This is a genomic window from Halioglobus japonicus (assembly GCF_001983995.1).
Taxonomy (GTDB): Bacteria; Pseudomonadota; Gammaproteobacteria; order Pseudomonadales; family Halieaceae; genus Halioglobus; species Halioglobus japonicus.
Genome location: NZ_CP019450.1, coordinates 3,140,958 through 3,155,074 on the forward strand (window position 1 = coordinate 3,140,958; position 14,117 = coordinate 3,155,074).

At 57.8% G+C, this 14,117-nt stretch carries 20 protein-coding genes and 1 pseudogene; 1 reads left to right on the forward strand and 20 read right to left on the reverse strand.

What is annotated here, in order from left to right:
• Positions 1-45: 45 nt before the first annotated feature.
• The 9 genes from BST95_RS14770 to BST95_RS14810 form a co-directional block, all read right to left on the reverse strand.
• The gene (locus BST95_RS14770) at positions 46-510 is read right to left on the reverse strand and encodes a GrpB family protein (RefSeq protein ID WP_084200327.1); all 465 of its coding nucleotides are present in this window, start codon (positions 508-510) and stop codon (positions 46-48) included.
• A gap of 340 nt (positions 511-850) precedes the next feature.
• Entirely contained in the window at positions 851-1,153 is a 303-nt protein-coding gene (locus tag BST95_RS14775; RefSeq protein WP_146004154.1) for a hypothetical protein, read from the reverse strand.
• Between the two features lie 262 nt (positions 1,154-1,415).
• Complete coding sequence (gene lspA / locus BST95_RS14780) at positions 1,416-1,892, reverse strand: signal peptidase II (protein WP_084201192.1); 477 nt, start codon at positions 1,890-1,892, stop codon at positions 1,416-1,418.
• 163 nt (positions 1,893-2,055) lie between these two features.
• Positions 2,056-2,253, reverse strand: coding sequence for a CPXCG motif-containing cysteine-rich protein (locus BST95_RS14785; protein WP_066051621.1), 198 nt, complete (start codon positions 2,251-2,253; stop codon positions 2,056-2,058).
• A 6-nt stretch (positions 2,254-2,259) separates the two neighbouring features.
• Positions 2,260-2,676, reverse strand: a complete 417-nt coding sequence (locus BST95_RS14790) for a thiol-disulfide oxidoreductase DCC family protein (protein ID WP_084200329.1) — start codon at positions 2,674-2,676, stop codon at positions 2,260-2,262.
• A 47-nt stretch (positions 2,677-2,723) separates the two neighbouring features.
• Positions 2,724-3,080, reverse strand: a complete 357-nt coding sequence (locus BST95_RS14795; protein ID WP_084200330.1) for a DOPA 4,5-dioxygenase family protein — start codon at positions 3,078-3,080, stop codon at positions 2,724-2,726.
• Positions 3,081-3,091: 11 nt separating this feature from the next.
• Positions 3,092-3,685, reverse strand: a complete 594-nt coding sequence (locus BST95_RS14800; RefSeq protein WP_084200331.1) for a HupE/UreJ family protein — start codon at positions 3,683-3,685, stop codon at positions 3,092-3,094.
• The gene (locus BST95_RS14805) at positions 3,686-4,264 is read right to left on the reverse strand and encodes a HupE/UreJ family protein (protein WP_084200332.1); all 579 of its coding nucleotides are present in this window, start codon (positions 4,262-4,264) and stop codon (positions 3,686-3,688) included.
• A gap of 210 nt (positions 4,265-4,474) precedes the next feature.
• Complete coding sequence (locus tag BST95_RS14810) at positions 4,475-4,807, reverse strand: YciI family protein (RefSeq protein WP_169843958.1); 333 nt, start codon at positions 4,805-4,807, stop codon at positions 4,475-4,477.
• 433 nt (positions 4,808-5,240) lie between these two features.
• Here BST95_RS14810 and BST95_RS19805 point away from each other — a divergent pair, with 433 nt between their 5' ends.
• Positions 5,241-5,390, forward strand: a complete 150-nt coding sequence (locus BST95_RS19805) for a hypothetical protein (protein ID WP_157114495.1) — start codon at positions 5,241-5,243, stop codon at positions 5,388-5,390.
• On the opposite strand, the gene BST95_RS14815 is transcribed toward BST95_RS19805, so the two are convergent.
• The 11 genes and pseudogenes from BST95_RS14815 to kdsA all read right to left on the reverse strand — a co-directional run bounded on the left by BST95_RS14815 (position 5,360) and on the right by kdsA (position 14,109).
• The gene (locus BST95_RS14815; RefSeq protein ID WP_066051638.1) at positions 5,360-5,605 is read right to left on the reverse strand and encodes an HP1242/YdcH family protein; all 246 of its coding nucleotides are present in this window, start codon (positions 5,603-5,605) and stop codon (positions 5,360-5,362) included. The genes BST95_RS19805 and BST95_RS14815 overlap by 31 nt on opposite strands.
• 130 nt (positions 5,606-5,735) lie before the next feature.
• Positions 5,736-6,752, reverse strand: coding sequence for an RNA polymerase sigma factor RpoS (gene rpoS / locus BST95_RS14820; protein WP_084200334.1), 1,017 nt, complete (start codon positions 6,750-6,752; stop codon positions 5,736-5,738).
• Between the two features lie 210 nt (positions 6,753-6,962).
• On the reverse strand, positions 6,963-7,787 hold the full coding sequence (locus BST95_RS14825; RefSeq protein ID WP_084200335.1) for a peptidoglycan DD-metalloendopeptidase family protein: 825 nt from the start codon (positions 7,785-7,787) through the stop codon (positions 6,963-6,965).
• Positions 7,788-7,806: 19 nt separating this feature from the next.
• Complete coding sequence (locus tag BST95_RS14830) at positions 7,807-8,736, reverse strand: DUF368 domain-containing protein (protein WP_102106116.1); 930 nt, start codon at positions 8,734-8,736, stop codon at positions 7,807-7,809.
• Between the two features lie 2 nt (positions 8,737-8,738).
• Positions 8,739-9,371, reverse strand: coding sequence for a protein-L-isoaspartate(D-aspartate) O-methyltransferase (locus tag BST95_RS14835; RefSeq protein ID WP_205737400.1), 633 nt, complete (start codon positions 9,369-9,371; stop codon positions 8,739-8,741).
• Between the two features lie 81 nt (positions 9,372-9,452).
• Positions 9,453-10,463 carry a tRNA pseudouridine(13) synthase TruD gene (truD, locus tag BST95_RS14840; RefSeq protein WP_084200337.1) on the reverse strand — a complete coding sequence of 337 codons (1,011 nt, stop codon included), beginning with the start codon at positions 10,461-10,463 and terminating at the stop codon, positions 9,453-9,455.
• Positions 10,460-10,938 (reverse strand): annotated as a pseudogene (ispF, locus tag BST95_RS14845) (2-C-methyl-D-erythritol 2,4-cyclodiphosphate synthase). The gene truD and the pseudogene ispF overlap by 4 nt, the downstream one beginning before the upstream one ends.
• On the reverse strand, positions 10,935-11,648 hold the full coding sequence (gene ispD, locus BST95_RS14850; RefSeq protein WP_240500209.1) for a 2-C-methyl-D-erythritol 4-phosphate cytidylyltransferase: 714 nt from the start codon (positions 11,646-11,648) through the stop codon (positions 10,935-10,937). Before ispD ends, ispF begins: the two are co-directional and overlap by 4 nt.
• A 3-nt stretch (positions 11,649-11,651) precedes the next feature.
• The gene (locus BST95_RS14855; RefSeq protein ID WP_066051656.1) at positions 11,652-11,930 is read right to left on the reverse strand and encodes a septum formation initiator family protein; all 279 of its coding nucleotides are present in this window, start codon (positions 11,928-11,930) and stop codon (positions 11,652-11,654) included.
• A 20-nt stretch (positions 11,931-11,950) separates the two neighbouring features.
• Positions 11,951-13,237 (reverse strand): phosphopyruvate hydratase, encoded by a 1,287-nt coding sequence (eno, locus tag BST95_RS14860; protein WP_084200338.1) that lies wholly within the window; start codon positions 13,235-13,237, stop codon positions 11,951-11,953.
• Between the two features lie 20 nt (positions 13,238-13,257).
• A complete protein-coding gene (kdsA, locus tag BST95_RS14865) occupies positions 13,258-14,109 on the reverse strand; it encodes a 3-deoxy-8-phosphooctulonate synthase (protein WP_084200339.1) in 852 nt (283 codons plus the stop codon).
• Between the last annotated feature and the right edge of the window lie 8 nt (positions 14,110-14,117).

Consider the following 14,117-nt stretch of genomic DNA (forward strand, 5'->3'; position numbering starts at 1 on the left):
CCTGGAAAATGCTGTTCTTGGCAGTTCAGCAGAAGGGACTATGGATCAGGACAGAACGCGCTCGATAAACGCGGCCTTTGCATCTCTGTATTGTTCGTATGGCAGATCCAAGTGTTTGAGTTTCAGCGCGTTGTAGGCTTGGACAAGCGCGATGTCATTGTTCAGCCTGTCTCTGAACGCCCTGAAGAAATCATACTGGCTGCCCAGGATAACGACCTGACAAGCCAAATCGATTTCCTTGTCGCTCGACACGAGCATTCTAAGCTCGTTGGTTTGAAGTGTGTCTACCTTGGGCAGGAAACCATGGGTGCAGAGCACTGCGTTCGATGGCTCAAACTCAGCCTGACTCACGCCCACGAAGATATCCACGTCTCCTTTCGTTAAGGCGCCACGGATAGATGTCGACCCAACCTCTTCGACCATCGCTTCTGGACAGATGGACGCAACGCGCTTTCGGGCCCGTTCAGCGATGTCGGCGAAATCTGAGGAAGGATAGAGCTGCATATTCATAGGGGGAGCCAAACGCCACCTTACATCCGTTGTAACGGTTCAACGTGATTAAGTATCCACAATCTCACCGCAGCCAAGGATGACGAGGGCAAACGCAATTACTACGGTGAATTTCATATCAGCCCAGATACCTCCAGCGGGAGCACATGAGTAAATCCAAGCACAATAAATCTGCCATGACTCTCGGGGATAATATTTGTCCGGTCCGTGGCCACTTCCCGTCATTCCCGCGAAGGCGGGGATCCAGTGTCAGCTTTGGGGCCATAAACGGCACTTCGGGATACCAGCCCACTGAATCGCCAGAATTATGACCATTCCAAATCTACTGATCAGCTAGCGCTCATCCAACTCTTTTCTCTTGCCACGCATCACTCGCGATATATAAATAAAGTCCGAAGTAATACGGAATCATAATGAAAATGGTCACTGAGTAGAGCAGCAGTGCTTTTACTTGCCCGAATTGCTCGATCATAGAGGCTACATTCACATCGAAAATTGGCACCAGCACGATACTCATGATGAGCGCTAGAATGTAGGTTTTCCAAATTTTTTGCGTGAAATACAATCGCCCCCTGGCCCGCCCCCACACCGCAATTAACCCAAAGTAGGTCAATGCTATGATTGGAAAATCGAACGCCAACATCCTGGGATCGTACTCCCCGGAAAAAAACAGAATGACCTTATTCCCAACACCAACTGCGAGTATTAATACCGTATAAACGAACACGTACACAAATAGCCTTAAACAGTTTTAGCAGGAAAGAAAAATTTCTAGTCAGTCGGGCGCGAAGAATAAGGTTCAACTCAGGTGCCGCTTTGGGGCCAAAAGCCGGCGCTCATAACACTTGACGCGGGGACGCAGGTCACGGCGTCCCGGCGCGAAGCCCCCTTGCTGCCGTGACTTTTTATGAGGCATGACGCTTGGGCCATAGTATTAATGCAATGCCGAGAAGAATAGCCATGTCTGCAATATTGAAGATACCCGTTCTAACGCTACCGATCCCTACATTTAGAAAATCGATTACAGCACCATTGTTAAATATGCGGTCGTAGAGATTACCTAGCCCACCGCCAATAACTAAAGACCAGCCGAATTGCTCCAGGCTCGTAAGACTTGGGCTTTTTAGAGTGTAAATGATGGCTCCGAGAAGCACTCCTCCTACCAAGATGGAGAAGATGGCAAATCTTGTGGTGTCCGGAAGTGTGGAACCAAGACTTAGAAAAGCCCCGGTGTTTTCGGCATAGGTTAACCGAAATGAGTCATAGAAATAGCTATGGGACTTATCGTGTGCCAGTTGCGACTGGGCAATATATTTAGTGGTCTGGTCGCAACCAACTACTGACAAGGCAATCATAGCCACCAGGAAAGCTCTCTTAAGCATGACGCTCTGTTGCCCCATAACAGCTAGGAATATGGAAAAAGTCAGTTTGCATCGAAAATCCTTTTCAATGTGAAGGGCAGCTTTGTGGACGAAAGTGGACGTTCACAAGACTAACACATCGCAAAGAATCAGCTATACCGCGAGAGCTTTCAAGTCGCTCTACTCAGAAGGATTCATTCTCATCGTAAACTGACACGATCAAGTAGCCTTGGGCATCCTCTGTGAGAGAGAAGGTAATGGGCCGGCAGCAAACCTGGCAGTCTTCGATGTACTGCTGCCCTGCTTCCTGCGCATCGATTAATACCTCAATCACCTCGCCACAGTAGGGGCAACCGACAGTGTGTTGGGCCAGGTCATGCATTTCGCATTAAACTCCGATGAATCGCGATTTCACATCGTCACTGGGAACCATACAGCTATCTCGCTTACCAAACAGCCGGTATCGACGCCTTGCAAACATTTGGTACAGATAATTTAGGATGGCGCTGGGTATGATTCGAAATACATTGAACAGGTACCAGTAGCCTGTGAGGTCTCTCGCGATTTCCAGGGCCGCGTCGGAGAAAACGTAGGGCCTGCCGTCTTTCACCAACAGAAAGGTGTCAACGCCGCTGCTGCCGACGTCGTACTCAGCCAGTAGCTCCTGAGCCAGCTCACTCTGCATTGGCGTGAAAGCAAAGCGCCCCTCGGGATCACGCTTGATGATGAACAGGACAGCGGCATTGCAGAAGTGGCAAACCCCGTCAAAGACCACAATGCTTCTATCGTCTGTCGGCGCGAGCATCCCCAATCACTCCTGGGCACCTGGTACCATTGAACTGCAATACTGGCTCATTGGGCCTTAAAAATATCAAGGTTGAGTGCAACCTCGTCTCCCAGCCAGTAGGCGAACTCGGTGTGGTCCCGGACATCATCGCCGGTTAGCGGATGGATGAACACTGTCAACTGTTGCCGGTTTTTCTCCAGCCAGGCGATGTAGCGATCGAAATCGCGTGTACCCAGTGTCACCTGGCAGCTCCAACAGGCATGCGGCCCCACCAGCTTCTCGTGGAAGCGCCCTACTTTGAGCCCAAACTCACTCGCCGAGGCGTCGCACAGACGGCGGGCCAGTGCTTTGCTCTGCTCATCAAAATAGATGTGGCCGTGATAGGCCGTGTGGGAATTCACGGGACGTTGTGGTGTCGTCATAGGGCGACCTCTCAAGTTAGCCCACGCAGCGCCAATGCGAGCACAAGGGCAGCACTCGCTGCACACCAGGAGCCGACCACACGGACCAGGATTTTCTGCCAGTCTCGCCGCGGCAGCTCAGCCACTGCGGCCACGGCAATAAGTACAATACAGGTGCCGGTACCTGCACCCAGCATGGCGCCAAATGTCTCGCGTCGCTCGAGGTCAGTCACGCCCGAATCAGCACCGATTACAAACGCCGCGACTACGGTAAGCATCGCCAACAAGGCGGATGGTAACGCCAGGTTCGCAGCCACCAGCAGGCCACAGCCGCCCGCGGCAACCAGGAGCAGGGTTTCGGCAATGGAAATCGACTCTGGTGCGTACCCAGCGTAAGCCAGGCCGACCAACAGGGCCACTAAAAAGCACGGATAGGCAAGCCGCATTGCCTGCAGGCCACGCTGGCCGATCAACAAACCCAGCGCCACCAGGGCTAGCAAATGCGAAGGCACCAGCAACGGATGAAGAATACCGCTGTAGAAATACCCTATACCGGGCATCGGGCTATGCGCAAAGGCAGCTGAAGGCGCCAGTAGTATTGGCACCCACAACAGCAGGCGAGGCACTTAGATTGCCCTGATGAGAAACAGTACGCCGGCCAGTCCGATCAAACCACCACCGGCACGCACAGCGACAGTACCGGCCTTGAAACGGGTCAGCAGGCCGAAGGCGATACCGCACATGTGCAACATACCGGTGGATAGGACGAAGCCAATGCTATAGGCCAGCGGGCTCACCGCATGAGGAAGCTCGGTGCCATGTGCATGGCCGTGGAATATCGCGAAGGCCGCCACGATCACCGCCGCCAGCCACAAAGGAGGACGCGCTGCGGTGAGCACCATCACACCCAATACCAGTGCCGACAAGGCGATGCCCACTTCCACGCCTGGCAGGGGAATGCCAGCAACGCCGAGTGCGCCACCAAACGCCATGACCAGCGGAAAAGTTACCGGGACCACCCACAGTGCCGGCTGGCCCAGCACAGCGCCCCACAAGCCAACAGCCACCATCGCGGCCACGTGATCCCAGCCCAGGATGGGGTGCATAAACCCACTGCTGAAGCCGCCCGCGACACCGCTGGCCTCGTGTGCCATGGCGGTCTGGCTGAGCAGGATAAGGGAGGCCAACAGGGCAAAATATCGCATAGCGTGTATTCCAATACCAACAGACATTATCGCGACGGACACTAACAAGAATGCCGAGGCTTGTTAAGCGCGCCATGCCAATCTATTGGACCACCGCTACGCTAGCAAGGTGGCGTACTGCTGCTGGATTGGCAGTTTGTCCGTGGCCTTTCTGGGCGCCACCAAGCCATATTAATCTGTGTTCATAGGCTCACCCGTACGATGGTCCCGTTAAAGTTTCCAGGCCGCGCCGCCCACCCAGTCACCTGCCATGGGCACAAACTCTACGTTGAGAATTTCCTGATAAAGGCCGCCCTCTACATAAGGGTCACCCTGCATCACCTCATCGGCCTCAGCGAATGAATCCGCTTTTATCACAAAAGTACTGGAGCGATAGGCAGCATCCTTGTCACGGTTGGGGCCTGCCACAGCGTACCGCGACATATTGCGCTCGACGTAACCGAGATGATCCGGCAACAATTCTCGGCGAATCTGTGCGGCAGATTCCCGGTCCTCAATGTCGCGGCAATAAAACAGATAGAAAGGCATTTTATGCTCCAGCATACGCCCCAAACTCCCCATTCTTGTTATCAGGCTTCAACATAGCTCATGCTAACAAACGAAGCGGGGGCTTCACTTACAGGGGATTACCGACAAGTCCTGTAAGACACCTACAACACCATGATACAGGCGGAGCCTGCCGATGATAGCCCTCGTTGCTATCCTTAGCGTCACACTTACTAGGCCGGCGCAGGCCCGGCCCGACACCGACATCTCGGGCGTGTACTGTACATCGCCGGCACATGCGATGCGGAGTCAGCCATTGAATAGTTCGAGCGGTTTGGCTTCAGCGAGCGTACCAGAGCGACACTGATCGCCAAGCGCGCGCGGCACATCTGCAACGTCGACATTGCCTCGTTTGGCCAGCCGCACCTTACGGCGCGGTTTATGGCACTGAGAGACAAGCGCGCACTGCGCCGGGCGCAGATCATTGCCAATGGGTTTTACTGCTGCGTTGTTGTTCTACCTGCTCTCGAACACGCCCTTCAACATCGCCGAGCGCATTGTGCCCTTTACCCTGCGGCTCTGCGTATTGCTGATATTCCAGCCCAGGGCTCAAGCCTGGGCGGCCACCATGCGCCGATAAAGCGAGTCTTTGAGTTCGGCCCGGTCATGTTTGAGTTGGTGCATGGCCATATCATCGATAGGGCCACCGCGCAGCTCGAGGGTGCGAATTTCCTTGTCCAGTGCTGTGTACTGTTTATTGTCGGCAGCAAATAGGTGATCTGTCTCCAGCAACTGCGCAATAATCGCTTCCAGTTCCGGGAAATCATTATTCAAAGAGTGCACTTCGCCAAGCATCAGCTTCTCCTCGACCAGACAGGTCGGATTGGGGGGGGGGACACGAACTTTCAGCTTAGCACACGGCCCCGAGGCTGCCGGGCAAAAAAAAGGCGCAGCCGAAGCCGCGCCCACGGGACATCATTGGTAATTAGCTGAACAGCGATTCGCCTGACAGGCCCTGGTTTTCCATAATGCCGCGCAGTCGCTTGAGTGCCTCTACCTGGATCTGGCGTACGCGTTCGCGAGTGAGGCCAATCTCACGGCCTACCTCTTCCAAGGTGCTGCTCTCATAGCCTCGCAGGCCGAACCGGCGCGACACGACCTCGCGTTGTTTCTCTGACAATTCATCCAGCCAATTGGCAATGCTGTTCTTGATGTCTGAATCCTGGAGCAACTCCGAGGGATCGCTCTCATGGGTATCGGCAATCGTGTCGACAACGGTCTTGTCAGAATCGGGACCCACCGGGGTGTCCACCGAGGTAACGCGCTCGTTCAAACCCAACAGACGCTTCACATCGGCCGCCGGCTTATCGAGCATATCGGCGATTTCTTCCGCGGTAGGCTCGTGATCGAGTTTCTGGGTCAGCTCGCGAGCCGCCCGCAGATACACGTTCAGTTCTTTAACCACATGAATGGGCAGACGGATAGTACGCGTCTGATTCATGATAGCTCGTTCAATCGTCTGGCGTATCCACCAGGTGGCATAGGTAGAGAAGCGGAAGCCGCGTTCGGGGTCGAACTTTTCTACTGCGCGAATCAGGCCCAGATTACCCTCCTCGATCAGGTCGAGCAGCGTCAGGCCACGATTAATATACCGCCGTGAAATTTTCACCACCAGGCGCAGATTGCTCTCAATCATACGCTTGCGGCCAGCTTCATCGCCCTTGCGGGCAAGGCGCGCGTAGTACTTCTCCTCATCTGCCGTGAGCAGTGGGGAATATCCTATTTCGTTGAGATATAACTGGGTCGCGTCGAGTGATTTCTCGACCTTGCGGGCAGTCCGAGCTTTGGCCTCGTCAAAGGCCTCCACCTCTCCCTGAGCTGCCTCCGCAGTTTGTTCCGGTGCCAGTTCTTCGACAACCTCTGAGCTTGCGGGCTCAGCTGCTTTGACCGGTACCTTCTTGCGGGAGGCTGGTTTTTTTCTGGCTTTCGCCGTCGTACCCATTTTAGCCCCTGTCTTACATCCCATTTTTGAAGTCCGTTTCGGGCTTGTAGATGAATCCAGATCCATGGCAACAACCTCTTTTTTGCTGGGTCTATTGGCCGAGTTTCTACGCCGGGCCAAACAGACTAACGCAGGCCAATCGGCAAATTCAAGCATCTATGCAAAGAATTGCAGAAGCTAACTTTCTATACTGGAGCGCCCCAAAAGGCGTTATCGGCGGGGCAAAAGCCGCAGGGGATCGATGGGTTTACCTTCTTTGCGGATCTCAAAATGCAGGCTGACGGTGTCGGTCCCTGTGCTGCCTTTTTCCGCAATCTGCTGCCCGGCCCGGACAGTGTCACCCTCTGCAACCAGCAACCGGCGGTTGTGGCCGTAGGCGGTGAGGTAGACCTCATTGTGTTTGATGATCAGCAGTTCGCCAAGCCCCACAATGCCTGTGCCGGAGTAGACCACTACGCCACCGGCTGCCGCAGTCACCGGGTCACCCGCCTTACCGCCAATATCGATTCCCTTGTGCACAGTTGATGAGTACTTTCGCACCAACCTGCCCTGCGCCGGCCAGCGCCAGGCTTTTACCGGCCCAGTACCCGCCGAACCGGATGGAGACGTTTTAACAGGCGCAGATGACACTGGTGTGACAGGCTTTGGCGCAGGTGCAGGCGTTGCGACAGCTACCGGCGGTGGGCTCGCTGGAGTTCGGGAACGGCTCGCAGTGGCGGTCGAAGTTGTGGCGGATTTACGCGGCGCCGGTTTAGCTACAGGAGGGTCTGCCTCGGCCAGCTTCAGACGTTGCCCGGGATAAATCGTATAGGGCACGGCAATGCCATTGGCCGCGGCAAGGCGGCGATAATCGAGACCGTAGCGAAAGGCAATGGAGTACAGGGTGTCGCCGCGCTGCACCACATAACCGCTGTACTGGCCGCTACTGGAGCCGGCGCGATTGCGATCTTCAACCGGCGCGGGCGGGCTGCCGCCACAGGCTGTGAGCAGTGCGCACAGGAGACAATACATGGCACCCCGCTGGCCCAGTTTCATGCTCCCGCAGCGCTGCCCCCTAGGGGCTGGCGCCTGCCTCCTGGCCCCAGCGCCGCTCGACCAACCAAACGAGGCAAAAGCCGAACACCATTAGCGCCATGCACAACAGCGTCTGCGGATCGGTGCCCGTCTGCACCAGAAAACTGTCGGGGAGTACCGGCACCTGCTGCGCGGGTTTAAGGCCGCCGCTGCTGCTCTCTACCCAGGCCAATACCCGTTTCCAGGGCCAGACCACCAACAGCGAACCGAACAGAAAACCCGTGAGCAAGGCCATGGTGGCCTCATGGAAGCGTTGTAAAAGCCAGTGCAGCAGGCGCGAAAACACCATCAATCCAAACACCGCTCCCGTGGCCAGCACCGCCAGATAAGCAAGATCCAGCGACTTCACCGCCAATAACGTGGGCCCGTACATACCGATAAGCACGAGAATGAAACTGCCGGAGATGCCGGGCAGTATCATGGCGCAAATCGCCAGGAAGCCGGCGAGAAATACTCCGGGCAGGCCAAAGTCCAGGTTCACCATGGGCGCCAGGGCAATGGTCACCGCCACGGCAATGCCGGCAGCGAGGCACACCAGCCGACCCGTGTTCCACGCGGGCACCTGTTTCAGTAATACCAGCGACGAGGCGAGGATCAGGCCGAAGAAAAACGCCCACAGGGGCACAGGATGATACTCCAGCACCCAGGACAACAGCTGTGCCAGGGTCGCCACGGCGGTGACAATACCCAGCAGCAGCGCCAGCAGGAAGCCGCCGTTAATGTGCTCCCAGGCACCGCGAATATCCAGCTTTAGCACCTTGCGCGCAAACTCGAGATCCACTGCACGAATCGCGCCGAGCAGGTCGTCGTAAATGCCGGTGATAAAGGCCATGGTGCCCCCGGACACACCGGGAACAATGTCTGCGGCACCCATCAGGATGCCGCGCAGATATACGCCCAGGGAGGTCAAGGCTACCTCACTGTGCCAGGTCGCAGCGGCACGAAACGCACCTCTTCGACGATGGTGGTCTCAAACCCCTCGTGGGTGCGATCCACGATCTGCAGGTGCTGGGTGGCGCCACCAACGGGCATCACCAGACGCCCGCCCGGCGCCAATTGGCGCAGTAAATCTTCGGGAATACGCTCGGGGGCAGCGGCGGCGAGAATAGCGTCAAAGGGGCCGCGCTCGGGCCAGCCCATGCCGCCATCGGCGTGATTCATGTGCACATTGCGCAGCTTGAGCTGGCGCATGCGCTGGCGAGCCTTCTGCTGCAGGGGCTTGATGCGCTCAACGCTGTAAACCTCGCCCACCAACTGCGCCAGAATGGCTGTCTGGTAGCCCGAGCCCGTACCGATCTCCAGCACGCGTTCCGGGGCCCCGCCCTCGAGTAGCAGCTCGGTCATGCGGGCCACGATATAAGGTTGCGACAGGGTTTGCTGAAAGCCAATGGGCAACGCGACGTCTTCGTAGGCGCGATGAGCCATAGCCTCATCGAGAAACAAATGCCGGGGCGTCGTCGCCATGACGTCCAGCACCTTATGATTACTAATCCCCTGGTCGACCAGACGCTGGATGAGCCGCTCGCGTGTCCGCTGCGATGTCATACCAATCCCCTTGAGGTCTACCCTGCTCACTCCTGATACCACTCCGAATGTCCCGTTATTGTTTGTTGTTACCCGGCAGAATCACTGCCCTTGCAACAATTCGCCCAGCAGCGCTGTCGCATAGCTGCCAACCCCTAAGCGAAACTCCAGTTGCAATACGTCATCATCACAAAAGTCCCAGCAAAAGTCATCCGCAACAAGCCGGCTCGGCCGCCAGGCCAGTTCCAGGCCCGCCCGCTCCAAATGCTCACAGAGGAGCTGCTCAGCAGCGAGCGACGCACCGGGTTGCAGATAGCTTTGTGGCGCTCCACGGCCCCACAGCGGCAGGCCCGGGTGCAGATCACCCGCAGCGGCCCGCTCGGCGATGTCGGCATCGGGCTGCTCACAGACAAACAGGCTGCGCGTACCCTGCAACATGCAGGTATCGCCCGGCAATACCTCGCGCCAGGTACCGGCATTCACCCGCTGGGCGAGAGCAAGGTTGAACAGATAGCTGCGCGCCGCCGACAGAAACAGGCTGCGCTTATTGCGGGAGACCTTACGCGCACCGCGCTCCAGCCAATGGCGAGCCTGATCCAGGGTGGCACCATCGCGGCCAAAGCGTTGCTCGCCAAAGTAATTGGGTGTGCCCTCGGTTTGAATACGGTGCAGACGCTGATCAATCGCGTCGCGGTCGCCCTCCAGGTCGCGCAGCACGATCCGGAACCGATTGGCCTTGTGTACACCGCGCTTGAGTTTGCGCTGATGCCGCGTCACCGCCAGCACGGTCACGGCGCCTTCCTCGGACAACAGCTGCCAGTCGGGCTCGGCCTTGCCCGCCATGCGCACACTGAACCACTGGCGCGTTACGCCCTGGCGATCTTTCATACCGCTGTAGCTGATATCCCGGGGATGAATCCCGCTCAGAGAAGAAATGCGTTGCGCCAGATCGGCCGTATTCAGCAGACGTTTTTTCAGGTGCAGAAAGACATGCTCGCCTTCACCGACCGGCTCGAAACCGAGCTCTTCATCGACAAAGAAATCTTCCGGGCGGGCCTTGAACAAGGCCTGGGCCACAGCGTCGCCATGGGCCCGGGGCCGGGCTACCATCATTGAGCTGCCGCTTCCAGCAATACCACGGCGTGCGCGGCAATACCTTCCTCGCGGCCGGCAAAGCCCAGCTTCTCGGTGGTTGTGGCTTTAACATTCACCTGCCCGGCAGATACCTGCAGATCCGCGGCGATGTGCTCGCGCATGCCGGGGATATGGGGGCCATTTTTGGCGTCTGGGCAATAATCGTGCTGTCGAGGTTAGCCACCACATAACCGGCCTCATGCACCAGCGTCGTCACCTGGCGCAGCAATTCACGGGAATCCGCGCCGGCGTGAGTGGGGTCCGTATCGGGAAAGTGGCCTCCGATATCGCCGGCGGCAATGGCTCCCAGCAGCGCATCGCACACCGCGTGCAGCAACACATCGCCATCAGAGTGCGCCACCAGACCCCGGGCGTGCGGGATCGACACCCCGCCGAGCACAATGCTGTCCCCGGGACCAAACTTGTGCACATCGTAACCGTGCCCGATTCTCATAGTATTTCCTCGTCAGTGCGACGCTCAAGATACCAGGCGACCAACGCCAGGTCGGCGGGCACCGTCACCTTCAAGTTGGCGGCGGCGCCCTGGATCAGCGCCACTCTATGCCCTGCATACTCCATTGCAGACGCTTCATCGGTGACCGTCAGGCCCGCCTCTCGCGCATTTTCCATTGCCTGCAACAATGCGCCAAGGGAAAACATCTGCGGTGTCTGCGCGCGCCACAACTGGGTGCGATCCAGCGTGGTGAGCACGTGGCCCGCGGCATCGCTGCGCTTGACGGTATCCACCACCGGTTCCGCCAGAATCCCGCCGTTGCCGGTACTGGTGACAGCGGCGATAAGCCGCTCAACATCGGCAGGGGCCAGGCCAGGCCGCGCGGCATCGTGTACCAACACCCAGTCATCGGGCGCTGCCCGCGCCGACAAATCCTGCAGTGCCGCCAGCACGGAATCGGCGCGCTCGTCGCCACCCACGACAGTGTGAATACGCGCATCATCGAGCAGCGCCAGGGACTGTGCACGGGTATCGTCAGGATGAAGCGCTATTGTCAGGGAGCTGACAGAGGGGGCTGCGAGCAGCGCGCGAACGCTGTGTTCCAGCAGGGTACTCCCTGCCACTTGCAGGTATTGCTTGGGCGTATCGCTGCCCATGCGCGCGCCGATACCGGCGGCGGGAAGCACAGCGTGACAGGCAGGTTCAGGCACGCCCTATTCCGCCTCGTCATCCATCTGGTAAAAGGTTTCGCCGTCGCGCACCAGGTTGAGTTGTTCCCTGGCTCGTTGCTCCACACCGGCATTCCCGGTTTGCAGCTCCAATACTTCGCGCTCAAGCACGGCGTTGCGCTCGCGCAACACCGCGTTTTCTTCGGTAAAGCGATCGACCTGGCGCTTCAGGCGCTGCTGCTCGGCGAGACTCCCCTCGGCAATCCACAGGCGGTACTGAAGCACCACCAGCAGAACCAGTAGAATGCCGAACAACCAGCGCAAGGGCCCGGTCCCGACTCAGCTTAGCGCTGGAATTCCGCCATGCCGCGGTAGGGAGCGCGGCTACCCAGCTCCGCTTCGATGCGCAGCAGACGGTTGTACTTGGCCACGCGATCAGAGCGACACAGCGAGCCGGTTTTGATCTGGCCAGCGGCCGTCGCTACTGCCAGGTCGGCAATAGTGGTGTCTTCCGTTTCACCGCTGCGGTGCGAGATAACCGCGGTGTAACCCGCAGCCTTGGCCATGGCGATGGCGTCGAGCGTCTCGGACAGCGAGCCGATCTGGTTGAACTTGATCAGGATGGAGTTAGCGATGTTTTTGTCGATACCTTCCTGCAGGATCTTGGTATTGGTAACGAACAGGTCGTCACCCACCAGCTGCACCTTGTCGCCAATTTTTTCGGTGAGCAGCTTCCAGCCATCCCAATCAGATTCATCCAGGCCATCTTCGATAGAGATGATGGGATGCGCACCAGCCAGGTCTGCCAGGTAGTCGGCAAAACCGGCACTGTCGTACTGCTTGCCTTCGCCGGCCAGGTCATAAACACCGTTCTTGTAGAACTCAGACGCCGCACAGTCCAGCGCCAGAGTAATGTCAGTGCCCAGCTTGTAGCCGGCATTAGCTGTAGCTTCGGCAATCGCTTCCAGAGCCGCTTCATTAGAGGGCAGGTTGGGCGCAAAGCCACCTTCATCACCCACAGCGGTGTTCAGACCGCGCGCGGAGAGCACTTTCTTCAGGTGATGGAAAATTTCTGCGCCGGCGCGCAGGCCTTCGGCGAACGTCGGAGCCGCAACGGGCTGCACCATGAATTCCTGAATATCGACATTGTTATCGGCGTGCTCACCGCCGTTGAGGATATTCATCATCGGTACCGGCATGGTGAAATCGCTGGTGCCGTTAATGTCGGCAATGTGCTGGTACAGCGGAATGTTTTTACCGGCTGCAGCTGCCTTGGCCGCGGCAAGAGACACCGCCAGAATCGCGTTGGCGCCGTAGGTTTCCTTGTTCTCAGTGCCGTCGGCATCGATCATCGCCTGGTCGAGGTCGCGCTGCGCAGCGGCGTCGGTGCCCTTGAGCATGGCGTTGATAGGGCCGTTTACAAAATCGACCGCCTTGGTGACACCTTTGCCCAGGTAGCGGCTGCTGTCGCCGTCGCGCAGCTCCAGCGCCTCGCGAGAACCGGTGGAAGCACCGGAGGGCGCGCAGGCGGCGCCCACGTGGCCGGATTCGAGCGTCACTTCAGCCATAACCGTGGGATTCCCGCGGGAATCCATCACTTCAAACGCCTGAACACTAGCGATGTTACTCATAGGGTATTACTCCGTATTTTCTAATCGATCTGCAGGGGCGGCAGTGATTTGACGAGATCGTCCACTGCTTTCACCTGCGACAGGAAAGGGGCGAGCTGGTCCAGCGGCAGCGCGCTGGGACCATCACAAAGGGCTTCATCGGGATCGGGATGGGCTTCGAGGAACAGCCCCGCCAGGCCAGTGGCCATGCCAGCACGGGCAAGCTCTGCCACCTGGGCACGGCGTCCGCCGGAGGCAGCCCCACCGGGATCGCGACACTGCAGGGCGTGGGTCACGTCGAAGATCAGCGGCGCATTGCCGCAGGCCTGCTTCATAACACCAAAACCAAGCATGTCGACCACAAGATTATCGTAGCCAAAATTGCTGCCGCGCTCGCACAGCAGAATGCGGTTGTTGCCGCATTCGCCAAACTTCTCAACGATGTTGGCCATTTGCGAGGGACTTAAAAACTGGGGCTTCTTCACGTTGATGACAGAGCCGGTGGCTGCCATCGCTGCAACCAGGTCGGTCTGCCGTGCCAGGAAAGCCGGCAACTGAATAATATCTGCAACCTCGGCAGCGGGCGCAGCCTGTTCCGGGGTATGCACATCGGTAATCACGGGCACTCCAAAGGTCGACTTGATCTCGGCGAGAATGGACAGACCTTCTTCCAGGCCAGGACCGCGGAAGGAATGAATCGAGGAGCGATTGGCCTTGTCATAAGAGGCCTTGAACACGTAGGGAATGTCGAGCTGGCGACACACCTCAACGTAGTGCTCCGCCACCGACAGGGCAAAGTCACGGCTTTCCAGCACATTGACTCCACCCAACAACACAAACGGAGCCCCGTTGTCGAAACGGATATCTCCGAGTGTAACGGTCTGGTCGTTCACAGATTGTC